Source organism: Rhodococcus sp. NPDC057529, assembly GCF_042802055.1.
In the GTDB taxonomy this organism is placed as follows: Bacteria; Actinomycetota; Actinomycetes; order Mycobacteriales; family Mycobacteriaceae; genus Rhodococcus_F.
Window position 1 is genome coordinate 1 of sequence record NZ_JBHVEY010000002.1, and the last position, 22,852, is coordinate 22,852.

Genomic DNA, 22,852 nt, shown 5'->3' on the forward strand with positions numbered 1-22,852 from the left:
CGGAACTTGAAGATGATCTGCGTCCGCTTGGCCAGCGAAGTATCACGCCAGGCGGGGAACGCGGCGGCGGCCGAGTCGATGACGGCGCGGGCGTCTTCGACGCTGGCGAGGGCGACCTGCCCGGTGACGGCGCCGGTGGCCGGGTTGGTGACGGGGGCGGTGTTGCCGCTGGTGCCGGGGAAGGTCTTGTTGTCGAACCAATGGGAGATCGTGGCGACCACGTGAATCCTTTCGAAGGAGTGGCGGAGTGCGAAGTGGGATGCGGTGAGTGCGTCAGAAGATGGCGTAGGCCTTGCGCAGGGTGTCGGTGACGTCCCAGCGTCCCGACCAGCCCGGGGGCAGGACGACGAAATCGCCTGCCGAGATGTCGACCTTGGTGCCGGTGTCGTCGTCGGTCAAAGTCGCCCTACCGGAGATGATGTAGCAGGTTTCGGTGTTGGGCCGGTCGATCACGGGCCAGCCACCCGGCCGGCATTCCCAGATCCCGATCTGGGCGTCGGTGCCGCCGTCGAGGGGCAGCGTGCCGAGTTGTGGGTCGCCGCTGTCTGCGCCGGGGCGCTGCCCGGCGGGGGTCAGCTCGCCCTGAACTGTGCCGGCGGGCAGGTGGATCAGTGATGCCATGGTGATTTCTCCGAACGGTGTGTGGTTGACGGTCAGTGGGCGCCGGTCAGCTTTTCGAGCAGCGCGGAGACTTTCGACGGTTTGCCGGTCACGCGCTCTTCGAGGTCGGCGGTCGCGGCGGCGCGCAGGCCCGCGTTCACCCCGAACCATCGGAACGGCTCCACCTCCCACTTCGGCGAGCGATGGTTGACGACCGGGAGCGAATTCAGGTCGTCGCGCCTGTCGAGGATGAGGTTGCGCAGGATGCGGCCGGCGAGGTTGCTGGTCGCGACGCCGTCGCCGACGTACGGTCCGGCCCAGGCCGTCTTGTTGTTCTGGTCGTAGCCGACCGACGGGAACCAGTCGCGGGGAACACCGAGGGGACCGCCCCACCGGTGTGTGATCGGTACGTCCCGCAGGGCCGGGAAGAATTCGTGCATCGTGTCGATGATCTGTCCGTGGATCTTCTCGTCGACGTCGAAGGACGAGTCGACCTTGGACCCGAAGTGGTACGGCGCCCCCCGCCCGCCGAACAGCAGGCGGCCGTCGCTGGTCGGGTGCGCGTAGATCCGGAGGTTGCGCATGTCGTTGAACGCGGTGCGTCCGTCGAGACCCAGATCCTCGCGAAGGCCCTCGGGCAGAGGCGCGGTGGCGACGACGAGCGAGTACAGCGGTGCCACGTTGCGCCGGTACGCCGGAAATTCGGGGGTGAACGCCTCGGTGGCGCGAATGACGACGGAGGCGGTGACCGATCCGTGTTCGGTCCAGACGATGCCCTTGCCGATCTCGTCGACCGCGGTGTCTTCGTAGATGACTCCGCCGTGTTCCTCGACCCAGCCGGCGAGTCCTCGCACGAGCTTGTCCGGGTGCAACAGCGCGCAGTGCTCGGTGTAGATGCCGCCGAGGACGTCGGTGGCGTTGATCTTCTCCTGCGCCGCAGCGGAATCGAGCAGTTTCCACTGTCCTCGGGTGCCGAACTTCGCGGCACCGGCCACGGTCGCCTTCGCCCGCGCCCACTGCGCCTCGCTCCGCGCGAGGGAGACGAACCCGTCGCGGGCGTATTCGCAGTCGATGCCCTCGGCGTCGACGACCCGACCGATCTCGGAGACGGTGTCGTTCATCGCGGCCTGCAGATCCAGGGCGGCGCGGTGCGAATACAGCTGTTCGACGCGGGCGAGGGAGACCGGGAAGATCGACGACGCCCACCCGCCGTTGCGGCCGGAGGCCCCGAATCCGGCGAATTCACGTTCGAGCAGTACAACTTTCAGTGACGGGTCCGCCTGCAGCAGGTAGTAGGCCGCCCACAGTCCGGTGAAGCCGGCACCGACGATGGCGACATCGGCGGTGACGTTCCCCGGCAACGCGGGCCGTCGGGCGGAGAACTCTCGATCCTCGCGCCACAGGGGTGTACCGTGTGCGGCACCTGACACGTCGCGCCCGGGTTGGGTGTTACTGACTACCATCTAGAGCCTCCAGCCCTCATTCGTTTCGTGCGTCGGACTCCAGTGTCGTGTCAGCGTGTGAGCCCCGACATACTCCGGATTCACAGACTTCGACCCGGCGCGCTGTACGTTTGTATGAGGAGGTGAGGGCGGTGATTTCCGTCGATCAACTGGTCGCGATCCCGTCGCTCGGGCTGCGGTATCTCGCCGGCGAGAGCGGCGGTACGCGTCTGGTGACCTGGGCGCACGCGTGCGACCTTCCCGATCCGTGGCTGTGGTTCGAAAGCGGCGACCTGGTCATGACCACCGGCGGCGGGCTGCCCGACAATCCCCCGGAGCAGTCCGAGTGGATGGCGCACCTGATCGACAGCCAGGTCAGCGCCCTGGTGATCGCACGAGGGCCCGGCACCCCGGAAGTCGCGCCCGCGCTGCTGGACGTCGCGCGTGAGCGGGGGTTCCCGGTGCTGTCCGCCAGTTTCGACCTGCAGTTCGTGACGTTGGCGCGGACCGTCATCGAAAGCGCCGTCGAATCCGAACGTCAGCGTCTGGCAACCATCACCCGCCTCTACGACGTGTACTGGCAGTCCCTCCACGCCCGTGGCAGCTTCGGCGACCGGATCTCCACGCTCGAAGGCACCACCGGGTGGGCGCTCGAAGTGCGGGACCACGACGCCGGGGGAGAGGTCGTGGTCAGCGGACGCCTGGCCCTGCACCAGCACACCGTCGATCAGGACCCGACGCCCGAGAGCGTGAACATTCCCATCCCGGGCGCCGGGGACGTCGTGCTGACCGCGCGCGCCGGCCGCAATCCGGTCAACGACCGGCCGCTTCTCCAGCATGTCGGCGGGTTGATCGCACTCGAACTCGAGCACCACGCCGCCGAGCGAGACCGACTCCGCGCCTCCGGGCAGGACCTGCTGGTCGGATTGCTCGACGACACGGTCACGCTCGCCGCGGTGTGGCCCGAACTGCGACACCGGGGTATGCCCAATGCCACGGCGATCGCATGTTGGAGCCCCGGGGAAAGTGCTGTGCTGCATCATGAGTCGATTCACCGACAGGTGTGCCTGCAGCAGTATGCGCCGCTGCTGCTGCCGTCCGGGGCGATGCTGATGGGGCTGGTGCCGCGCGACCTCGAGTTGCTCGCCACGATCAGTGCAAAACTCGGCCCGGACTGCGCAGTCGGTGTCAGCACCGCCTTGACCGCGAATTCCAGTGTCGCCGAAGCGGCACGGCAGGCTCAGCTCGCGGTGGCCCGCGCGCACGAGCAGGGACAGACGGTCAACGTCTACGGGGACGACCGGGACGACGTCGGTTTCCTCCCCCGCAGCATCGAGGACACCCGCACCCTCGTGCGGCGGGTCCTCGGCCCACTCATCGTCCACGACAAGGACAACGAAGGAAATCTGCTGGACTCGGTGCGGGTGTTCCTCCGTAACGACGGCGCCTGGCAGAAGAGCGCCGACGAACTGAACATTCACAGGCAGACCCTCGTCTACCGGCTGCGTCGTGTCGAGCAACTCACCGGTCTCAAACCCACCTCCACCGAGGGGTCGGCGATGCTCTGGCTCACGCTGTCCGGGGCCGAACGTGCCAAGCTCTCGCTCGACGACCTTCTCGAGTGACCGGAATGCGATCCCGTCGGCCGGACGAAGAGAAACACATCGACGGCATGGCGCCGTCGATGTGTTTCCCGGTGGGGTGATTCGCTAGGTGGGATGGACAGGGGAGGGTGGAGTCTCGATATCGGCCGAGCGGGCGGTATCGAGGTCATGCGATCCGCGGGCGGTGCGGGCCCTCCTCTTCACCAGGTAGATGACCGTCAGCACCACCCACACGGCGACGCCCTGCATCAGCTCGATCCGGTTGGCATCGCGCAGGCCCATGCTGACCAGCACCGCAACGATCGCGACGGTGACCAGGATCGGCAGGCCCGGGTACAGCCACATCCGGAACTCGAGGCCACCCGGGTTCTCCTTCTCCCACCGGCGACGCAGCCGGAGTTCGGAGATGCAGATCATGAAGTACACGAACAGGAACACCGCACCGGAGGCGTTGATCAGGAACAGGAACACCGTGTCGGGGAACACGGCCGCGAGTACCACACATCCGTAGCCGACCACCGTGCACGAGAGGATTCCCTTCACCGGGACACCCCGCTTGTTGGTCGAGGTCATCCACGCCGGAGCGTCGCCGCGTCCGCCCATGACGAACAGCAGCCGCGAGGACGTGTAGAGACCGGAGTTCAGGACCGAGAGCACCGCAACCAGGATGACGAGGTTGAGCAGGTCCGCCGTACCGGGAATGCCGATCCGGTCCAGGGCGGCGACGAACGGCGATTCCCCGGGAACGACCGAGTCCCACGGCACGATCACGGCGATCAGGAATGTCGAGATGACGAAGAAGGCGAGGATGCGGAACACCACCGAATTGACGGCCTTGCGGATCGATTTCGCCGGCTCCGCCGATTCGGCGGCCGCGATCGTGACGACCTCGACTCCGGTCATGGAGAAGATGACTACCACCACGCCGACGAACAGGGTGGCGAGGCCGTTGGGGAGGAGCCCGCCGTGGTCGGTGAGGTTGCCGAAGTCGATGCGTGCGCCGGGCCAGAGCCCGAACACGAAGAGGGCGGCGACGGCGATGAAGGCGACGATGGCGACGACTTTGATGCTCGCGAACCAGTATTCCGCTTCACCGAAGGCACCGACCGAGAGCAAGTTGACCGCGGTCATGATCACCATCAGGGTGAGGGCGATGGCCCACACCGGTATCGACGGGATCCATTTGTTGATCATCTGACCGCCGACGACGGCCTCGAACCCGACGACGATGACCCAGAAGTACCAGTAGAGCCATCCCGTCGAGAACCCTGCCCATTCGCCCCACGCCATCCGCGCGTAGTCGGTGAACGAACCGGAACACGGTTTGGCAGCGGCCATTTCGCCGAGCATCCGCATCACCAGCAGCACGATCAGTCCCGTGATGCCGTACGTGATGAACGCGAGCGGCCCGGCCTGGTTGATGATTGCGCTCGAGCCGACGAACAACCCCGCACCGATGACACCACCGAGCGAGAGCATGGTCAGGTGCCGCTGTTTGAGGCCGGGCTTGAGTTGATGGCCTCCGTCCGGAGTCGTACCCATGGCATTCCCTTCATCAGGTGTGCGTGCCCGCCGCAATCGCGGGCGGCATCGAGCGTGTGACGGCAATCACTCTGCTTGTCCGTGCGTCCGTTCACCATGCGCAAACGCGCTAACGGTGGGGGTGCCGGTTCATACAAACTGATGAACGCTCGAGCCGAGGATGTATCTGACCAGGTGTTGGCGGCGACACGACCATCAGCATGGTCGTGCTCGCCGGGTAACCAACTCACTCGTCCGGGCGCGTCCGGGCAAGGAAGGTCTCCGGGATGGACGGCCAGTCGGGCTGCCAGCGGCCGCGGCGTTGATCGTCGGCGATGTCGGTGAGGAGGTCGGTGACGGATTCGCCGCCGTCGGCCACCAGGCGGGGCAGTCCGTATTCGGCGCAGTCGGCGGTAACGGGGATGAGAACCTGTTTTGCGTCCGTGGCCCTTCCCGCGGCCGCCAGGCACTGGGCGAGCAGCATCCGGGCCTCGAGGAGGGCCAGGGGTCGCCGCGCTGGATCCAGTGCCCGGACCACCGCTTCCGCACGGGCACAGGCTTGGTCGTAGGCGTGTGCGGTCAGGAGCAGCCGGATCTGGGAGTCTTCGTCGAGTTCGGTCGTTCGTGTGCTGAGGTCGGCGGGCTGGCGTTGTGCCGTCGATCGCTCGGTGCGAGTGCGGAATTCGGTGCCCGGTTCCCATCCGCAGCGAACCCGCTCGTTGTCGATGCGTGCGGCGAGCCGCGGCAGTCGCAGCTTCCGGGCGGTGTCGGCGCCCTCGTCCAACCGCTGCGCGGCGGCGGGCATGTCACCGCGCAGGGCCTTGATCCGGGCGCCGGTGCCGTAACTGGCGAGCATGAAATCGACGACTCCGCCCTCGGCGCCGAGGCGGTAACTCGCATCCAGCAGATGCTCGGCCTCGCCGACCCTGCCCTGCTGATACACCAGGTCACCGAGCAGTGCGCCGGACAGCTGCGCCGCATACGAGTGGATTCCGACAGAGGCGACGGCGAGGTTCCAAGCCGCCCGGAAGTGGCTCTCGGCGGCGGTGACGTCGAGAAGTTCGTTGGAGGCGATGCCGGCGAAACAGTGTCCGATCATTCCGAAGTGCGGTCCGCGAGTCTGCTCGTGGTAGCGCCGCGCCCAGTCCTGTCGGCGGCGGGCGGCGGCGAACTCGAAGCTGCAGATGTCCGCGAACGAGGAGACGTCGGCCGCGGCGGCAACGACGAAAGGCGGTAGGGTGTCCGGCCTTTCGAGGCATTCGCGGACCTGCTCGACGGTCCCGTCGATCACGTCGGCGTGGCATCGACCGACGTCGGCGATGACTGCTGCCTCCACCCGCAGATCGATCGCCTGCGCCTCGGCCGGAGGGTGCTCGCCGAGGGCGGCCTCGACCCGTGCCAGGGCTACCTGCATCGGCTCGAGCCGGTGCAGCAGGACGTTGGCCCATGCCACGATCAACTGGACCCGGGCCCGGTTCCGGGCGAGCGATGCGGGCAGTTTTGCGACCAGCGCGAGGACCGTCCCCATCTTCGAACTTTCGATCAAGCTCATCGCGTGCGACTCGATCAGGTCCACGGCACGGCCGTCATCGCCGGCGGCCAGTGCATGATCGACCGACTCGCCGAGCGCGCCGTGGCCGGCGAACCAGTCCGACGCTTTCCGGTGCAACCCGGCGAGCCGCTCGGGTGCGTCGCGTTCGAGTCTGCGTCGGAGAAACTCGGCGAACAGGTGGTGATAGCGGAACCAGTCGCCGTCGTCGTCGAGGCTGCGCAGGAACAGATCCCGCTCCTCGACCTCCTCGAGCAGCGCCTGCCCGCGGGTCGTGTCCGCAAGGGTTCCCGCGAGCTCGCCGCAGATTCGTTCCGGAACCGAAGTGGCCATCAGGAAGTCGAGCAGTTCGGGTTCGAGTGCATTCAGCACGTTCTCGGCCAGGAACTCGCCGATGGCGTGATGTCGGCCGGACAGGTGCGCGATCAGATCGCGCGCTCCGGATGTGCCGCGGAGTGACAGGGACGCGAGTTGCAGAGCGGCGACCCATCCGTCGGTGGAGCGGGTCAGCGCCGCGAGCTCGGAGTCTGCCAGCGCGAGTCCGTTCACGTCCACGAGAAATCGGGTGGATTCGTCGAGATCGAACCGCAGGTCCGCGGCCGTGACCTCGACCAGTTCGTCACGAACCTTCATTCGACCGAGCGGCAGTCCGGATCGGGTTCGGCTGGTGACGATGAGCTGGAGGTGGTGGCAGCCGTTGTCGAGCAGGTAGCCCAGGGCGGCGACGGTCGCGGACTCGGTGACCCGGTGCCAGTCGTCGATCACCACCGCCACCGGCAGCCCCCGATCGTGCACCTCGTCGACCAGTGAGGTCAGCACGTAGCGGTCGGCGTCGTCGCCGCGGTCCTCGAGCACCTGACCGAGATCGTGACCCAGAGTGGGCTGCACACGCCGGATCGCCTCGATCAGATGCGCGAGAAACCACACCAGGTTGTTGTCGTCGTTGTCGACGGAGAGCCACGCCACCACCGTGCCTCCCTCGACGAGCGCCTCACGCCACTGGGCCGCGAGGGTGGACTTGCCGTATCCGGCGGGCGCATGGATGAGCACCAGCCGCCGCCGCCTCGCGGCGCGCAAGGTCTCGAGCAGCCGTGCCCGGCGCACCAGGGCCTTCGGTGCGGTGGGTGGCCGGAACTTCGTCGCCGGAGTCGGCGGCGCACGCCGGGTCCGTTGCGTGCCGGCGGGTGTCTCGGTCGGCACGGGCCCCGATTCCGGCGCGACCGCGGGCACGTCGGCGAGCGCTCCGGCCCGGGTCCGAGCGTCGCGCAGCTCGACCTCGAACTCCGCCGCCGTGCGTGGCCGCGCCGTGGGTTCGGCGGCCATGGCGTGTCCGATGGCCGCCGTCACCGCATCGGGAATGGCCGGGTCCCGCAAGTCCGGCACCGGCTCGGTGGTGATCCGCACGAACTGGGCGACGAGCTGTTCGCCGCTGCGGCGTTCGAACGCGGCATGCCCGGTCAGCGCGCAGAACAGGGTCGCGCCCAGGCTGTAGACGTCCGATGCCGGGGTGGGGCTCTGCCCGGCGAGGACCTCGGGGGCGGTGAACGCGGGCGAACCGGTGATCACACCGGTACCGGTCTCGAAGCCGCCCGGAATTCGGGCGATCCCGAAATCGGCCAACTGTGCGTCGCCGTATTCGGTCAGCAGGACGTTCGCCGGTTTCACGTCGCGGTGCACGACCCCGGCCTGGTGGGCAGCCTCGAGCGCCCCGGCCAACGCGATCCCCATATTCAGCGTATCGGCCCAGCTCAGGGGGCCGGTGCGGCGAATCGTGGCGTCGAGCGCGCCGTACCGGTGATACGGCATCAGGAGGTACGGGCGGCCCGCCGCGGTGGTGCCCACCTCCAGAACGGTGACGATGTGGGGATGTCCGGACAGCCGGCCCATCGCCCGCTGCTCGCGCAGGAACCGCTCCAGATCCTCTGGCGCCGGGTCCGCGGCGAGTACCTTGACCGCCACCGTGCGGTCCAAATGCTGTTGACGGCATCGGTAGACGACGCCGAACCCTCCGCGGCCGATTTCTTCGAGGCCGGTGAATCCGGCGGCCTCCAGCTCTGCCGTGATGTCCCCGGCGTCGTCACGCTGGGTGGCAAGCGGATCGAATTCGACCATCGCACATCCCATCCCGGTCTGCGTCACCACACCGCCGGCCGGCACGAGTCATCCCGTCGCAGGCGGACAGTGATCCCAGAGTATCCCCACACCGACACCAGGGGTACCGCTCGCGGCGGGCCACATTCTATTTACATCACAATCGTTGTTTTAAATTCCGGCTTGTGGCTACAGTGATCCCGTCGCCTGGCGGTCTGATCGCCGATCGACTCGGGTGGCCCACGATCACACGAGGAGGACGTCAGATGGGGCACACGCCGGAAGGTGCGGTGGAGGTCGAGCTCCGATGGACGGACATCGACGCGTATCGGCACGTCTCGCACATGGCGCTTGTCGCGATCGCCGACCAGGGGCGTGGTCGCTGGCTCGACAGCGTGGCGCACCTGCCGGCCGACTGGGCGTACGTCGTCGCCCATCTGGAGTTGGACTTCCGCTCGCCGGCCGTCCTGGACGACCGGAAGTTGCTCTGCTCGTTCGTGGTCGACCTCGTCGGAACGTCCAGTATCCGGCTTCGTGAACGGGTCACCACGCCCGCCGGTGCCGTGGTGCTGGACGCGGTGAGCGTGATCGTCGCGTGGAATATGGAACGGTCGGAGAGCCGGGCGTTGACCGAGGAGGAGAAGTCCGTCCTCGAGGTGGCGGGCGCTCGGCCGTGAACCCGATCGGTTCCGCGTCGAATCGACGACGCGGCGGAGTCGCACGTGACACTCCGCCGCGGTCATGCGTCGCTACTTGTTCGTGCTGAGCTCCTCGGCGGCAACGCCTTCGAGCGAACGGTTGGTGGTACGGGGTCCCCATGCGGCGACGACGAGCGAGAACGCGATGTAACAGCCCGCGGCCGCGATCATCACGCCGCCGAGACCCCATCCGCCGTAGAGTGCCGCACCCAGGACGCCCGAGACGGCGCCGCCGAACCGTCCGACGCCGATGATGATCCCGCTGCCGATGCCGCGCGCCCCCGTGGGAATCGCCTCGGGGATGTAGGCGTAGAACACGGTGAGCACGAGTCCGGTCGTGATCGCTGCGGCGCCGCCCGCTGCAGTGACGACCCAGCTGCTGGTCGATATGCCCAGCAACGCGAACGGAAGTGCGCTGACGAGGGAGGTGACGAGGATCAGGATTTTGCGTTCCACCTTGTCCATCACCAGGAGTGCGACCAGGGGGGTGACGCAGTAGACAACGTTCCAGATCAACTGGACTTCGTACGCATGGGTTTCGGAGTATCCGAGACCGTTGATGAGCGCGTAGAGCGCCCAATTGCCGAACAGGTAATAGCCCAGGGTGGCGCCGAAGTAGCCCAGGGATACGACGGTGATGACACGGAGCACCCTCCGGTTCCCGAGGATCTGGCGGAGTGACTGCTGCTCGGTGTCGGAGCCGACGACCACCGGCGGGTCACTGAGCGGTCCGCGGCGGCGGGCGCGGGCCTCGAGCTTCTCGACGATCTGTTCGGCCTTGTCGATCTGGCCGCGCGAGATGTACCAGCGGACCGATTCCGGCAGGACCAGACGCGCCAGGGGAGCGATCAGCAATCCGACACTGCCGATGATGAACAGATGCCGCCAGGTGTCGGGTCCGCCGCCCGGGATGGTGACCAGGGCGAGTAACGCGACAAGCGGGGCGACGATCACGAATCCCGTGGTCAGGATCGATACGAACCGGCCGCGTGTCTTGCTCGGGAACATTTCGGCGACGTACACCAGCAGGACCGATGTCGCCGCCTGCACGCCGACCCCGGTAACGAAGCGCGCGAGGATCATTGCCTCGAAGTTCGGTGCGAACGCGGTCGCGAGCGCCCCGAGCGAATAGAGGACCGTGGACCACACGAGGACCTGCCGCCGGCCGAATCGATCGGACAGCCACCCGCCGGCCACTGCGCCCGCCACCATCCCGACGAAGAAGGCGCTGCTGACCGTGCCGAGCTGGCCCAGGCTCAGGCCGGTGCTGTCCGCGATCGCCGGCATCGTGTAGGCGAACAGTGCGTTGTCGTAGTACTCGAGCGCCAGATTGACGGCCAGTATCGCAATCCAGACGATGTGCGGCGCCATGACCGGCAGGCGGTCGAGCCGGGCAGGCACGTCCCCAGATTTCCTTGTTCGGACATTCTTGTCCGCAGAATCCAACAGATCCATTGTTCTGCCTTTCATGCGACGGCATTTCGTCCTTGCGGACCAGGAGAAGGAGGAGGTGACACTTGTGCCTCGTAGCGCGGGAAGCGTTGTATCCGATCGACTCGGTTCGAGGCCGTCACGTCAGAGTGACACGGATCACTGTATCCTCGGATGGGTTTTTGCACAACGGATGTTCTGTAAAATCTGTGACACAATCGAAGTGTGCTGAAGAAGCAGATCGGACATGCGAGTGGTAACGGCGAAACCGAGTTGCCTTCGCGGCGGGGCCGCCCACCGGGAGACCCCGAGGCAAAGCGTGCGGAGTTGCTGAAGGCGGCGACATCGGTGATCGCACAGGAGGGCTACGCCAACGCATCGCTGCGCAAGGTGGCCCAACGTGCGGGGTACACCACCGGGGCGGTGACGTACTACTTCGCGAACAAGGAAGAACTGATCGTTGCGTTGATCGAGAGTCGGTTCGACCGCTACGACGCGATGATCAGGGACATCCGGGCAGCCACCGCCATCGAATCGCTCTTCGAACGCTGGCTACGGCTGACCACCGGTGACCCGGAGTTCTGGCCGGTGATGTCGGAACTGCTCGCACACGCACGGCACGACCCGAAGCTCGCTGCGGTCTACAAGCAGCGCTACGCGCAGTTCCGCGACGTGTACACCTCGATCCTCGCCGCCGGGCAAGCGCGGGGCACCGTGCGGGACGACATTCCCGCGGACCTGCTCGCCGACCAGTTGAGCGCCATGGGCGATGGCTGGGCGCTGCTGTTCCCTCTCGAACCGGGGAGGTTCACCCCGAGCCGGGTCAAGGAGCTCGTCGCCGCGGCCATCGCCTTGATTTCTCCGGTTCCTGGCACGCGGCGCTAGCCGGATGCCCCGTCTGGTGCGGTGACCGGCCCGCACCAGACGGAAACCGCGCCGATCAACGGGGCGCGTCGGCCAGTGCTCGTGCGATCTCGCGGGCTGCCCTGGTGCCGGTCTCGATGGCGCCGTCGATGCCGCCGATGCCGACCTCGGCGATGTCGCCGCCGGCGAAGTGGATGTGGCCGTGGGGTTCTCGCATCCGCGGCACCGCGTGAGTGAGGTTCCCCGGCCGGTGGTGAACCCACGTGCCCTGGGAGAACTCGTCGGCCACCCAGTCGTGACGGGCGATGTCGACCACCTCGATGTCGGGGACGAACAGGCGGAGCGCGCGTTGCACCGCTTCGCGATCCCCGCCGTCGATGGCCGAGGAGTCGGAGCAGAAACACACGACCAGCGTGTCACCGTCGTGCCGGTACTCCACCCGGGCGGTGTTGATCGGATGCTGCCCGGCCGGGGCGAGGGCGGCGAAGGCTTCGATCTCACCCCTGACCCGCGCCCAGATCTTGACGGTCTTCATCGGGTGCTTCTCCTCGACAAGCGTGCGGGCCTGCGCCGTGAGCGCAGGGGTGATGGTCACATCGCCGAGCGTGTTGAGCGGGACCGCGGAGACCACGTACCGCGCGCGAAGGGTGTCGCCCGCACGTGTGGTGAGCACGGCCCCCCATTCGGCATCTTCGATCGCCGTCACCGGAGTGGACAGGCGCAGCTCGGCCGTCGACTCACCGTTGATCGCGTCGAGCAGCCGTTTGGTCCCGCCCACGATCGGCCAGTGGCCGGCCGCTTCCTTGAATGCGTCCCAATGGCCGCAATTGATCGAAGCCCAGAACAGGAACTGCGCAATGCCCTGTTCGCTCTCGGAGTGGACCAGCGACGACATCGCGCCCGCGAGCACATCGCGATCATGGGTGGACAGGTTCAACGAGTCGATTCGGTCGGCCAGTGTCTGCTTCTCGATCACACCGGTATCTGCGGCGGCAATATCGCTCGGTTGCGGAAACCACTCCCGCGAATCCGACAGGCAACGGGCAGTCAGCGGGTCGGCGACGCCGGCGTACTCGGCTAAGGTTCCCGAGTGCACGACTCCGTCTGCGAGCCAGTAGATCTTCGCGAGTTCCACGGGTGTGGCCAGACCGAGGCCGTAGCGTCCGAGTTCGTGCCAGACGTGCGCCTGAGTCCAGTGCACATAGGTGCCGCCGAATTCCACCGACCGGCCGAACGCATCACCGAGAAACGTTCGGCCGCCGATCCTGTCGCGCGCCTCGAGCAACACGACCGAGTGGCCCCCGAGACTGAGATCCCTGGCCGCGGTCACACCGGCAAAGCCGGCACCGATTACTGCAACGTCGAAAATGTCCTTCATGAGAAACCTCTCGGGGTTCGGGCACCGGGTGGTGACGGGATGAGCGGACTCAGCCGCGACGGTCGGTGAACCGGTCCGCCAGCCACGCCAGCTTGATTGTCTGTGAGTTGACCAGTCCGGGCGCGAACTTCGGCTTCGCCCGCCACACGGCCCTCAGGTCGTCGTGCATGCCCTTGCCGCAGATGTAATCTGCCACAAGACTTCCGAGATACGGTGCTTGAGCCAATCCGTGGCCGTTGCACGCGCTGTTGTAGACGACGCGAGGAGACGCGTATCCGGCGACCGGCAAGACCGATGGAGTCATGCCGATCCATCCGGCCCACGCCTTCGCCGGCTGAACGTCGTGCAATGTGGGAAAGCGTGTGCGGAATGCCCGTTCCAGGTCGGCGACGATCGCTTGATCGGGCTGGCGGTCGTCGATCGTTCCACGCGATGTCTGGAGCTTCCGGGTGGTGACGACAATCGTGCCGCGGGCTGTGGTTCGATAGCTCTCCATCACCATGTGCCTGGTCACCATCGGGGTGCGGCTCGTCCAACCGGCCGCATCGAGAAGGCTCGGTGCCACCTGCCCGGTCTCGATGGCGGTCACCCGCACGGGGGTGGAGAGCCATCGCGGGGTGATGGACAGTTCGTTCGCGTGAGCGTTGTTCGTCAGCACCACCTTCTCGGCGTGGACGCGGCCACCGGGCGTGTCGAGCGTGACCGAGTTGCCCGTGTCCGTGACGTCGAGGACCCGACTCTGTTCGAACGTCTTGACATTCGATGCCAGGACGGCGTCGCGGATATCGAGAGCGAACGTGCCCGGATTCATGATCCCACCGACGCGCGCGTAGATGCCGCCCAGGAAGGCGTCCGGAACGCCCATGTCACGGCCGTCGACGATCTCCGAGTCCATGCCGGCGTCGATGAGTATCCGGGCGCCTGCTTTCACCGCCTCGAACTGGGACGGTGTCACGGCAGAAGCGAGAATGCCGGTTTGCTCGTAGTCGCAGTCGATCGAATGGTGGCCCATCAGATCTTCGGTGAAGTGAACCGCAGAGTCGGCGAAGCGCACCAAGCCACGGAAACGATCCCCGTAGTACTTCGCGAGGATGCGTGGGTCGCTTCCCACGGCGTTCGACAGGTAGCCCGCGTTGCGCGCGCTCGCGCCCCAGCCGCAGAGGTCGGATTCCAGTAGGGCGACGTCACGACCGTGCTCGGCCAGTCGCAGCGCCGTGATCATCCCGCCCATGCCACCACCGACCACGGCGACGTCACAAAGGTGCTCGCCCTGAACGGGCGCCTCGAGATGCGTGGGACGGTCGGCCCAGCCCGTGCTCGGGGAGTACTGCATCGGCGATGTGAGAGTCTTCATCGGGTTCCGTGCGTTCTGCCCGATTCGTGCTGCTGCCGGGCCGCGACGGCGACGACGCGGATCTCGACGACGAACTCCGGCCGGGCGAGCTGGCTGACGCCGACTCCGGTCCACGAAGGGTACGGTTCGCCGATGTACTGATCCTTCACCGCTCCGAAGCCGGGGCCGTCCCCGTGCAGATCGGTGTGGAAGGTCGTCAACTCGACGATGTCGTCCAGAGATGAACCCGCCTCTTCCAGAACCTGTTTGACGCCTTCGAACGCCAGTCGTGCCTGAGCCTGCGGATCTTCGGGAATCTCTCCGGTGGCACGGTCGAGACCTACTTGCCCGGACACCCAGATGAGGTTTCCGGCCCGGGTCGCCTGCGAAAAATGCAGCCGCTCGTAACTGGCGAGGGTGGTGTCGAGATTGATGGCTTCGCGCTTCATGGTCTTCGTGTCGTCCTCTGCTCGTGGGGTGGTCATCGGAGCTGGCGGAAGATCGGCGAGCGGAACGGGTCGCCGTCCTCGAGCTTGGCCATCTCCTCCTTGAACAGCGCCCCGTTGCGGGCGTAGTGCGGGTTCGATTCGGGCAGAACACGGAATGTTGCGTCGTCACCGAAGAATCGGAGGACGAGGGTGTGTCGCGTCGGGGTCTCCTGATCGACCCCCGCGCCGCCGTGCAGCGATGAGGGGTGCAATGCGACGATGTCGCCTGGTTCGACCGTCCACGACATGACATCCCAAGAATTGGGGTCCTGGGCGAGGTCGCGATCGATGTGTGGCAGGCGGGGGAGCGTGCCGTCGCCGAATGCCGGGTCGGTCGGGTCGTCGGCATTCGAGAAGCTCGCGCCGTCGTACCTGACTCCGCGGTGGCTGGCGCGAATGATCTCCAGGGAGTTCTTCTTGGGTAGATCTTGAAAGCTGATCCAGGCGTTGCCCCAGTGCTCGCCCGCCAGGGGCATCACGGAGGTGTCCTGGTGCCAGGGACCGCGACCGCTGGCGCCGCCGTCCTTGAGGAACACCTCTTCGGCGTAGTACCAGACGTGCTCGGAACCCCAGAGTTCGGCATACAGGTCGGCGAAGGGCATCTGAGCCACCAGCTGGTCGAACTTGTCCTTGGCGTGGGGGTTCGCATTGTCGATGTGCGTCTGCAACTCGGTGCCGTCGAGCCGGTTGAACACGTGTGGACCGGGGTTGGCGACGTTCCACAGAAATGCCTCGTGGAGCTCGTCCATCTGCTGGGGGTTCAGCCAGTTCTTGATCAGGGTCGCTCCGTCTTCGCGGAACTGCTGCTTGGTTGCCTCGTCGATCATGATTTCTCCAACCCGTGGTTGATGTGGTGACGAGCGTCACGGTAGGGGATGGGAAGTATTTGCACAACGGTTGTTGTGAAAATAAGGAAAATTTCCACAACGCTTGTTGTCTGAATGTGGTGACCGGAGTAACGTGGCAATCGTCGGCCGTCAGTCACGGCGATGGAGGTCTGCCCGAATGATGCTGTCGGGCAGTGCATTGCACATCAATCAGGGTTGGTTGCCATCATCTGCGGTTCTTGCGTTGGTTGGCCTGGAAGCGCGCCTTCTTCTGACGATTCCCGCACGTGTTCATGTCACACCATTTGCGGGTGCGACTTTGGCTGGTGTCGAAGAACGCGGCCTGGCAGGTCGGCGATGCGCACAGCGCCAATTTTCCGTCCCGTTCGCCCGCGATGATGCTGATCGCGTCGGCGGCGATGACGCCGAGGGCATCTTCCACGCAGGACGCCGAGCTGAGCTGCCACCGACGACTGCGCTCGGGCGTCAGGATGGCCGCGGCCCGACCCTGAGTGCTGCGGTCATTGATGATGTGGACAGCGGATGCGGGGAGGGGTTCGTGTATCGCGGCCGCTGTCGCGGCGGCGTGAATCGCCTCTCGCAGTTCCCGGGCGAGGTCGAGCTGGGCGGTGGTGCAGGAGTCGACGGCGAGGCCGTTCACTGCCAGCCAGTCGACGAGTCGCTGCGGCGTGGGAATGCGCTCCACGGCGTCGCCGCGACGCTCCGTCAGAGTCGCAGTGAAGCTGGTCGCCAGCACGCTACCGAGGCGGAAGTCGGGGAACTCGGCACGCATGGAACCACCTTAGCTGGTTGCATGCCGGCACGAACGCGTGCTAGAACCGGCTTAGACGGTTCGCACTAGTTCCTAGCCGGTTCCACGGTCACCAGGAGGTCTCATGGCCCGCCTCACCAGCGACGTCCACGCATTCGAAGCCCACGCACCCGACGCCGACCTCGACGATCTGCGCGCAAGGCTGGCCGCGGCGCGACTACCGGAAGCAGAGACGGTCTATCGCGCCGCGCCCGGCCCTCGCCGATGGGAGCAGGGAGTTCCTCTCGCTGACCTCGTCGAGGTCGTGGACTACTGGCGCACCGGGTACGACTGGCGGTCGTTCGAGGAGCGCCTCGACCGGATCGGCCAGTTCCGCACGACCATCGACGATCTGGGAATCCACTTCCTGCACCGCCGATCCGCGCGCGCCGATGCCACTCCGCTGATCCTGACGCACGGCTGGCCCGGCAGCATTGCCGAGTTCGTGGATGTAGTGGACGAGCTGGCCGACCCGAAAGATGCAGACGCGCCGGCGTTCCACGTCGTCGCCCCGTCGCTACCGGGTTTCGGCTACAGCGACAAGCCGGCCACCACCGGCTGGGGAACCGAAAAGATCGCGGCCGCATGGGTGGAACTGATGGGCCGGCTCGGCTACGGCACGTTCGCGGCCCACGGCGGCGACTGGGGAGGCAACATCACCACGGTCCTCGGCGGCAGGTTCCCGGCGCACGTTCTCGGCATCCACACCTTGTTCGCGGAGGCACCACCCGGGTTGACGACGGACGGGCTGACGGCGGTCGAGCGCACATGGACCGAGGAAACTCGCGATTTCTGGCACCACCGCGCGGCCTACGCGAAACAGCAGGCAACCCGCCCGCAGACCATCGGTTATTCGCTCGTCGACTCACCGGTCGGGCTTCTCGCCTGGATCCTCGACAAATTCGCCGAGTGGTCGGACACCGAAGACAGCCCGTTCGAGACGATGTCCAGAGACCGAATTCTCGACGACGTCACCCTGTACTGGCTCACGCGGACCGGCGCATCGGCGGCCCGCATCTACTACGAAAGCCACAACTCGCTCGATCCCGACCTCCGGGTCGACGTCCCGTCGGCAATCACCATGTATCCCCGCGACATCGAGAAGTGTCCGCGCCCCTGGGCGCAGGAGCGGTACCGACACATCGTCCGATGGAGGTCGCCCGAAACCGGGGGACACTTCCCGTCGCTGGAAGTTCCCGAATACTTCGTCAAGGACCTCCAAGAAGGCCTCGCGGCAGTGCTGGCCGCCAATAGGTGAGCGCGGCGGGTGCTGGAGTTTGGGATAGGTCCGGGATGGATATCTGTGGGAGCGGCGGCGCCGGCGTGCTGCACCCACCCCGTCTTCCGGGATGGGTGCGGCGCACGATCTCCCTACGCGGCGAGGTCACCGCGGCGTGGGGAGTGGGAGTGGGGAAGGGGTTATCGCCGCTCGTAGTTCCCTTCACGGCGACCGAAGAAGGCGTCGAGTGCTTCCTGATGGTCGCGGGTGCGGAACATCTGGATGAACCGTTCGATCTGCAATTCGTCGCCCTGCTGTGCGGTCAGGTCGAGAGCTTCGCCGGCGGAGGTTTTGGTTGCCTCGACCGACAGTGGGGCCCGGCTGGCGATGCGGTGCGCCTTCGTCAGGGCGGCAGGCAGCAGATCCGCGGCGGAGTGGACTTCGCTGACCAGCCCCCAGTTCAGTGCCTGCTGCGCGTCGTAGCGGGCGCCGGTCAGCAGGATCTCCTTGGCGGCACCGAGTCCGACGATGCGGGGCAGTCGCCAGAAGCTCACTATCAGACCGACATTGACGCCCGCGGCGACGAAGAAGGCGTCCTCGGAGGCGATGCGGATGTCGCAGGCGAGAACGAATTCGAGGCCGCCGCCGATGGAGCCGCCGTTGATCGCGGCGATGACCGGGGCGCGGAACCGTTCGATCCGGTCCAGTACGGCGAAGAACTCCTCGATGTAAGTGCGCACGTCTGCGTCGGTGAGTGACTGGTCTTCGCGCAGGTCCCCGCCGGCGGTGAAGGTTTTCTGGGTGCTGGCGATGACGACACAGCGCACGTCGTGGTCGTTGTCGAGTTCGTCGAAGATGGAGTGCAGGTCGGCGCGCAACTCCTTGACCAGGACGTTGGCGGGGGGACTGTCCATGGTGATCACCGCGACGTGCGGTCCGTCCTTGTGCAGTCTCGCGTGCGGTGCGGTACGGCGGTCGGTGCTGGAGCGCTGGGGTGCGGTGGTGTCGGTGTTCAGGGTCATGACGGCCTTCCGGTCGATGGTTATTTGTTGGTGTTCATCAATTTCACTGCGGTCAGGGCGATGACCAGGTTGATCGCCAGGACCACGACGGCGACGGCGCCGACCTGTTGGTACAGCGAGTCGTTCGCGAGTCCGTACAGCACGGTGGCGATGGTGGGGTTCGAGCCGGTGAACAGGAACACCGACATTTCCAGTTCTCGCAGGAGGATGACGACGTTCAGCAGGCCGGCGGCCAGCAGTGACGGTTTGAGCAGGGGGATGGTTACCCGCCAGCAGGTGCGGAACCAGCCGGCGCCCAGCGACCGTGAGGCCTCTTCCATCTCGGCGCCGATCTGTCCCATGCCGGCGTCGACATAGGAGAACGTCAGGGGCAGGGCGTGCGCGATGTAGGCGATCGCCAGGATGGCCAGGGTTCCGCCGAGTGCGAAGGGCCGCCCGGCGTAGGCGATGATGATCCCGATGGCAAAGATCGCCCCGGGGAACGCCAGCGGGGAGGCCATGGCCGCCGGTATTCCGGCGTTGGTCTTCGAGGTGGTGCGTTGCTTGAGCCACGAGGCGAGAATGGCCACGACCATGGCCGCGAGGGTCGCGGCGAGGGCGAGGACGATGCTGTTGACGAACGCCGCCACGATTCCCGGTTGGGAGAACACCCGAACGTAGTTCTCGGTCCAGGTGAAGTTGTCCATCCCCATCGGCCTGCCCACCGCGCGACGGAAGCTGGTGAGCACCAGGATCCCGAAGGGCAGCACCAGGCTCAGCAGCAGAACCAGCGTCGCGAACCCGAACGCCGGCAGTTTCCAGACCCCCAGCCTCGTGGGTGCCTGCTGGCCCGGCTTCCCGCCGATCACGACGAATTTACGAGAGCCGAGAATCTTGTGCTGGATGAACAGCAGTCCGGCGAGCATCACGATGATGGGCACGGCGATGACGGCGGCGAGCTCGATCCGGGGCGGGAATTTGAGCATCTGCAGCAAGACCGTCGGAACGGTGTCGAACCCTGCGGGCCCGCCGAGCACGGCGACGGGACCGAACACCACCACCGAGGTGACGAAGGTCAGGATGGAGCCTGCGACGACAGCGGGTAGCACGATCGGAAACGTGACCGTGCGCAGCACCTTGAATCGGCTCGCACCCAGGGTCGAGGCGGCATGCTCGAGCGAGGGGTCGATCCCTTCCAGCGCGGCCGAGACCGGCATCAGAATCAGCGGATACAGGAACAGCGACAGGACGAAGATGATCCCCCACGGACCGAAGATGTTGAACGGGGGTTCTTCGAGCCCGAACAGATTCTGGATTCCTGTGTTGAGCAGACCGTTTCGTGGTCCCAGCAGCAGTACCCAGCCCAGAGCGGCGATGAAGCTGGGTGCCGCGAAGGTCAGCACCGCGACGCTACGGAACACTCGCCGTCCGGGAAGATCGCTGCGGACCAGCAGCCACGACATCGGCAGTGCGATCGACAGGGCGCCGATCATCGTGCCGACGGCAATCCACAGCGAATGGAGGATTGCGACCGCGATCCGGTCGTCCTCGAACAGGATCGAGTAATTCGCGAACAGAGACGTGCCGTCTTCCGAGGACAGGCTCTGCGAGATGATCCGAGTGACCGGATACGCAACGAGGACCACCATGACCAGTGCCCACACGAGTCGGGCGATCCGTTCGAAGCGGTTGCGGTCGCGGTGCGGTCGGCGCTTGACCGCCGGAGTGGGTGCGGCGGCCGCCGGCCGGTCGGCAACGGCGGTCATTGGTCCGCCACCTTCGCTGCGAACTCGGCGCGAACGGTGTCGCCGCGCACGATCAGGTCGTCCGCCAGCACCGTGCGGATGCGATCGGGGGCGAGTTCGGGTGCGCCGACCGGGGCCGGTAGGCCCTCGAGGACTCCCCGGGTGCCGTTGTCGCCGAGTGCCTTCTGGAATTCGTCACTGAGTTGGTATCGCAGGAGCAGTTCGGCGGCCTTCGGATGCGGGGCACCCGCCAGCGCGGCGACGGTGAGGGTCGTCGCGGGTACCGGACCGTCCGGGTAGGCGATCGAGAGCGGCTCGCCCTCGTTCGCCGAGGTCAGCACGGTCGACTCGAGTGCGGGGAGCCCGAGGTCGGCTTCACCGGTGAGGACCAGTTGGTTCAGCCCCAAGGTGCTCTCGGTGACGATCGGTCGTCGGGCTCCGAACTGGGCCGCCCAATCCTGGCCGAGCTCCTCCGACATGACGGTGTAGAAGGCGAGCGCCGAGCCCGACGCACGGGGATCGGCGGTGACAGCGATCTGGTCGCTGCCGGCGAAGTCACCCCACGTGGCCGGGACCTCGGATTCGTCGGTGTTCGCCGAGTTGTACATGATGCCCAGCGGCACCACCGCGAACGGAACCTGCGGCGAGTCCGCGGTGTCGAGACCGTCGGTGATCAGGTCCTGGTTCGGGATCGTGACCGGGGTGAGCACACCGTCGTTCGCCCAGGTCTGCATCGCCTTCGCATCCGCGAGACTGACGACGTCGGCATTGAGCTTGCCGCTGGCCAGTTCCGAGTTCACCGCATTGACGGTGCTTCCGGAGTCGGCTCGGTTGAAGGTCAACGAGACCCCGTATCGGGACTCGAAGTTGCTCTCGAGCAGGTCGAGCTGGTCGCGGGTGTGGCCGCCGGCGGCGAGGACCACGCCGCCTTCCTGGCGTGCCGCCTCGATGAGCTCGTCGGAGATTCCGGGTATGGGTGTCTGGTCGCCGACCGGGGTGATCGAGCCGCCACAAGCGGTCACGGCGCCGAGCAGCACTGCTGCTGCGGCGATACCGGCGAGGCGACGGCATCGGGGAGTGTTGACGTTCATCGTTGTTCCTCGGGTGTCGCTACGAAAGCTGGAGGGGCCGGGCATGTGCGGGGGACGCTACGCTGCGGTGGTTGTCGGTGAGGATCGCCACGGCGGTGTCGGAAATGGACAGTTGGACCAGGTCGCCGACCTCCTGCCGATCGACCGGTGATCCCGTCGCCCGGACCAGGGCTGCGCCACCGGCGATGCCCTGGGGACGAACGACATAGGCGGTGTGATCGCCGAAGAAGGATGCTTCGGTGACGATCGCGTTGCCGGAACCGCGTTCGCTGGGCTGCACCGACAGCTGCGCCGGTCGCACCGATACCGAGACGGTGTCGCCGCTGGCGACGCGCATTCCGCCGGGCACGGTGGCCGGTACCACCACACCGTCGAACGGGCGGATCATGGTGACGCCCTCGTCAGCCGCGAGTACCTCGGCGTCGAGAATGTTCGTGGTGCCCAATGCCTTGGCGACATACCCGGTCCGGGGGTGGCGATACACCATTTCCGGGGAGCCGATCTGTTCGATGTGGCCGGTGTTCATCACGACCAGTCGGTCGGCGAGAGACAGCGCCTCGGCCTGATCGTGGGTGACGTAGATCATCGTGACCCCGAGCGATCGCTGAATGCGCCGGATCTCGGTGCGCATCTCCTCCCGCAGGCGGGTGTCGAGGTTCGACAGCGGTTCGTCGAGCAACAGCACCTTGGGCTCGTTGACCAGGGCCCGAGCCAGGGCGACGCGCTGCTGCTGACCGCCGGACAGTTGGTGGATGTAGCGGTCGGAGATCTGGGGGAGCTGCACCAGTTCCAGTGCCTCCCGAACGCGTCGGGCGACTTCGGGTTTGGCGACCTTGGCGGTGCGCGGACCGTAGGCGATGTTGTCGAACACCTTCATGTGCGGCCACAGTGCGTAGCTCTGGAACATCACCGACATCTTGCGTTTCTCGGTGGGAACGTTGAGCTTGTCGTCGACCAGCGTGGTGGATCCGAGGCGGATCGAACCGGACTGTGGGCGTTCGAATCCCGCGATCATGCGCAGGCACGTGGTCTTGCCGCAGCCGCTGGGGCCGAGCAGTACCACCGACTCACCCTCGTCGATCGACAAACTGATGTCGTCGACCACGGTGTTGGCACCGTATGCCTTTGTGATGTTCTCGAGGACCAGATGTGTCATGGC

Annotated in this window: 19 protein-coding genes; 4 read left to right on the top strand and 15 right to left on the bottom strand. The window is 66.3% G+C overall.

Features of this window, described 5'->3' with window-relative positions; genetic code table 11:
* The 3 genes from ACFU5V_RS03170 to ACFU5V_RS03180 all read right to left on the bottom strand — a co-directional run.
* Positions 1 to 221 (bottom strand): aldehyde dehydrogenase family protein (locus ACFU5V_RS03170; protein WP_378696770.1); only part of this gene is annotated, 221 nt, incomplete at its 3' end.
* 52 nt (positions 222 to 273) lie between these two features.
* Positions 274 to 621 (bottom strand): cupin domain-containing protein, encoded by a 348-nt coding sequence (locus ACFU5V_RS03175; protein WP_378696772.1) that lies wholly within the window; start codon positions 619 to 621, stop codon positions 274 to 276.
* Positions 622 to 653: 32 nt separating this feature from the next.
* Complete coding sequence (locus tag ACFU5V_RS03180) at positions 654 to 2,063, bottom strand: NAD(P)/FAD-dependent oxidoreductase (RefSeq protein ID WP_378696774.1); 1,410 nt, start codon at positions 2,061 to 2,063, stop codon at positions 654 to 656.
* Between the two features lie 131 nt (positions 2,064 to 2,194).
* On the opposite strand from ACFU5V_RS03180, the gene ACFU5V_RS03185 reads away from it, so the two are divergent.
* Positions 2,195 to 3,667 (top strand): PucR family transcriptional regulator, encoded by a 1,473-nt coding sequence (locus tag ACFU5V_RS03185; RefSeq protein WP_378696776.1) that lies wholly within the window; start codon positions 2,195 to 2,197, stop codon positions 3,665 to 3,667.
* 84 nt (positions 3,668 to 3,751) lie between these two features.
* Here ACFU5V_RS03185 and ACFU5V_RS03190 read toward each other — a convergent pair whose 3' ends face one another.
* A complete protein-coding gene (locus ACFU5V_RS03190; RefSeq protein WP_378696778.1) occupies positions 3,752 to 5,188 on the bottom strand; it encodes an amino acid permease in 1,437 nt (478 codons plus the stop codon).
* A gap of 226 nt (positions 5,189 to 5,414) precedes the next feature.
* Positions 5,415 to 8,828: a protein kinase gene (locus tag ACFU5V_RS03195; RefSeq protein ID WP_378696780.1), complete on the bottom strand. Its 3,414-nt coding sequence runs from the start codon at positions 8,826 to 8,828 to the stop codon at positions 5,415 to 5,417.
* A 245-nt stretch (positions 8,829 to 9,073) separates the two neighbouring features.
* Here ACFU5V_RS03195 and ACFU5V_RS03200 point away from each other — a divergent pair, with 245 nt between their 5' ends.
* The gene (locus tag ACFU5V_RS03200; protein ID WP_378696782.1) at positions 9,074 to 9,484 is read left to right on the top strand and encodes an acyl-CoA thioesterase; all 411 of its coding nucleotides are present in this window, start codon (positions 9,074 to 9,076) and stop codon (positions 9,482 to 9,484) included.
* 72 nt (positions 9,485 to 9,556) lie between these two features.
* Here the strand turns inward: ACFU5V_RS03200 and ACFU5V_RS03205 are convergent, their stop codons facing one another.
* Positions 9,557 to 10,975 (bottom strand): MFS transporter, encoded by a 1,419-nt coding sequence (locus ACFU5V_RS03205; RefSeq protein ID WP_378696784.1) that lies wholly within the window; start codon positions 10,973 to 10,975, stop codon positions 9,557 to 9,559.
* A gap of 186 nt (positions 10,976 to 11,161) precedes the next feature.
* On the opposite strand from ACFU5V_RS03205, the gene ACFU5V_RS03210 reads away from it, so the two are divergent.
* Positions 11,162 to 11,821, top strand: coding sequence for a TetR/AcrR family transcriptional regulator (locus ACFU5V_RS03210; protein ID WP_378696786.1), 660 nt, complete (start codon positions 11,162 to 11,164; stop codon positions 11,819 to 11,821).
* A gap of 55 nt (positions 11,822 to 11,876) precedes the next feature.
* Here ACFU5V_RS03210 and ACFU5V_RS03215 read toward each other — a convergent pair whose 3' ends face one another.
* From ACFU5V_RS03215 to ACFU5V_RS03235, 5 genes are all read right to left on the bottom strand, one after another.
* Positions 11,877 to 13,178, bottom strand: coding sequence for a flavin monoamine oxidase family protein (locus ACFU5V_RS03215; protein ID WP_378696788.1), 1,302 nt, complete (start codon positions 13,176 to 13,178; stop codon positions 11,877 to 11,879).
* Positions 13,179 to 13,227: 49 nt separating this feature from the next.
* Entirely contained in the window at positions 13,228 to 14,532 is a 1,305-nt protein-coding gene (locus ACFU5V_RS03220; RefSeq protein ID WP_378696790.1) for an NAD(P)/FAD-dependent oxidoreductase, read from the bottom strand.
* Positions 14,529 to 14,996: a RidA family protein gene (locus ACFU5V_RS03225; protein ID WP_378696792.1), complete on the bottom strand. Its 468-nt coding sequence runs from the start codon at positions 14,994 to 14,996 to the stop codon at positions 14,529 to 14,531. The genes ACFU5V_RS03220 and ACFU5V_RS03225 overlap by 4 nt, the downstream gene beginning before the upstream one ends.
* On the bottom strand, positions 14,993 to 15,826 hold the full coding sequence (locus ACFU5V_RS03230; RefSeq protein WP_378696794.1) for a phytanoyl-CoA dioxygenase family protein: 834 nt from the start codon (positions 15,824 to 15,826) through the stop codon (positions 14,993 to 14,995). Before ACFU5V_RS03230 ends, ACFU5V_RS03225 begins: the two co-directional genes overlap by 4 nt.
* A gap of 226 nt (positions 15,827 to 16,052) precedes the next feature.
* The gene (locus ACFU5V_RS03235) at positions 16,053 to 16,619 is read right to left on the bottom strand and encodes a CGNR zinc finger domain-containing protein (RefSeq protein WP_378696796.1); all 567 of its coding nucleotides are present in this window, start codon (positions 16,617 to 16,619) and stop codon (positions 16,053 to 16,055) included.
* A gap of 103 nt (positions 16,620 to 16,722) precedes the next feature.
* Between ACFU5V_RS03235 and ACFU5V_RS03240 the strand changes: the two genes are divergently transcribed.
* Positions 16,723 to 17,895, top strand: a complete 1,173-nt coding sequence (locus ACFU5V_RS03240) for an epoxide hydrolase family protein (RefSeq protein WP_378696798.1) — start codon at positions 16,723 to 16,725, stop codon at positions 17,893 to 17,895.
* A gap of 161 nt (positions 17,896 to 18,056) precedes the next feature.
* Here ACFU5V_RS03240 and ACFU5V_RS03245 read toward each other — a convergent pair whose 3' ends face one another.
* The 4 genes from ACFU5V_RS03245 to ACFU5V_RS03260 are packed head-to-tail and all read right to left on the bottom strand — an operon-like array spanning position 18,057 to position 22,849.
* A complete protein-coding gene (locus ACFU5V_RS03245) occupies positions 18,057 to 18,878 on the bottom strand; it encodes an enoyl-CoA hydratase/isomerase family protein (protein WP_378696800.1) in 822 nt (273 codons plus the stop codon).
* Between the two features lie 20 nt (positions 18,879 to 18,898).
* Entirely contained in the window at positions 18,899 to 20,623 is a 1,725-nt protein-coding gene (locus ACFU5V_RS03250; RefSeq protein ID WP_378696802.1) for an ABC transporter permease, read from the bottom strand.
* Complete coding sequence (locus tag ACFU5V_RS03255; RefSeq protein ID WP_378696804.1) at positions 20,620 to 21,693, bottom strand: ABC transporter substrate-binding protein; 1,074 nt, start codon at positions 21,691 to 21,693, stop codon at positions 20,620 to 20,622. The genes ACFU5V_RS03250 and ACFU5V_RS03255 overlap by 4 nt, the downstream gene beginning before the upstream one ends.
* A gap of 19 nt (positions 21,694 to 21,712) precedes the next feature.
* Positions 21,713 to 22,849 carry an ABC transporter ATP-binding protein gene (locus ACFU5V_RS03260; protein ID WP_378696806.1) on the bottom strand — a complete coding sequence of 379 codons (1,137 nt, stop codon included), beginning with the start codon at positions 22,847 to 22,849 and terminating at the stop codon, positions 21,713 to 21,715.
* Positions 22,850 to 22,852: the final 3 nt, after the last annotated feature.

Excerpts from the sequence above, each read along its gene's own strand:
- ACFU5V_RS03205 (WP_378696784.1), bottom strand. The coding sequence starts at position 10,975 with ATGAAAGGCAGAACAATGGATCTGTTGGATTCTGCGGACAAGAATGTC.
- ACFU5V_RS03230 (WP_378696794.1), bottom strand. The coding sequence starts at position 15,826 with ATGATCGACGAGGCAACCAAGCAGCAGTTCCGCGAAGACGGAGCGACC.
- ACFU5V_RS03215 (WP_378696788.1), bottom strand. The coding sequence starts at position 13,178 with ATGAAGGACATTTTCGACGTTGCAGTAATCGGTGCCGGCTTTGCCGGT.
- ACFU5V_RS03200 (WP_378696782.1), top strand. The coding sequence starts at position 9,074 with ATGGGGCACACGCCGGAAGGTGCGGTGGAGGTCGAGCTCCGATGGACG.
- ACFU5V_RS03240 (WP_378696798.1), top strand. The coding sequence starts at position 16,723 with ATGGCCCGCCTCACCAGCGACGTCCACGCATTCGAAGCCCACGCACCC.
- ACFU5V_RS03175 (WP_378696772.1), bottom strand. The coding sequence starts at position 621 with ATGGCATCACTGATCCACCTGCCCGCCGGCACAGTTCAGGGCGAGCTG.
- ACFU5V_RS03235 (WP_378696796.1), bottom strand. The coding sequence starts at position 16,619 with ATGCGTGCCGAGTTCCCCGACTTCCGCCTCGGTAGCGTGCTGGCGACC.
- ACFU5V_RS03225 (WP_378696792.1), bottom strand. The coding sequence starts at position 14,996 with ATGACCACCCCACGAGCAGAGGACGACACGAAGACCATGAAGCGCGAA.
- ACFU5V_RS03195 (WP_378696780.1), bottom strand. The coding sequence starts at position 8,828 with ATGGTCGAATTCGATCCGCTTGCCACCCAGCGTGACGACGCCGGGGAC.
- ACFU5V_RS03250 (WP_378696802.1), bottom strand. The coding sequence starts at position 20,623 with ATGACCGCCGTTGCCGACCGGCCGGCGGCCGCCGCACCCACTCCGGCG.
- ACFU5V_RS03260 (WP_378696806.1), bottom strand. The coding sequence starts at position 22,849 with ATGACACATCTGGTCCTCGAGAACATCACAAAGGCATACGGTGCCAAC.
- ACFU5V_RS03180 (WP_378696774.1), bottom strand. The coding sequence starts at position 2,063 with ATGGTAGTCAGTAACACCCAACCCGGGCGCGACGTGTCAGGTGCCGCA.
- ACFU5V_RS03220 (WP_378696790.1), bottom strand. The coding sequence starts at position 14,532 with ATGAAGACTCTCACATCGCCGATGCAGTACTCCCCGAGCACGGGCTGG.
- ACFU5V_RS03255 (WP_378696804.1), bottom strand. The coding sequence starts at position 21,693 with ATGAACGTCAACACTCCCCGATGCCGTCGCCTCGCCGGTATCGCCGCA.
- ACFU5V_RS03245 (WP_378696800.1), bottom strand. The coding sequence starts at position 18,878 with ATGACCCTGAACACCGACACCACCGCACCCCAGCGCTCCAGCACCGAC.
- ACFU5V_RS03190 (WP_378696778.1), bottom strand. The coding sequence starts at position 5,188 with ATGGGTACGACTCCGGACGGAGGCCATCAACTCAAGCCCGGCCTCAAA.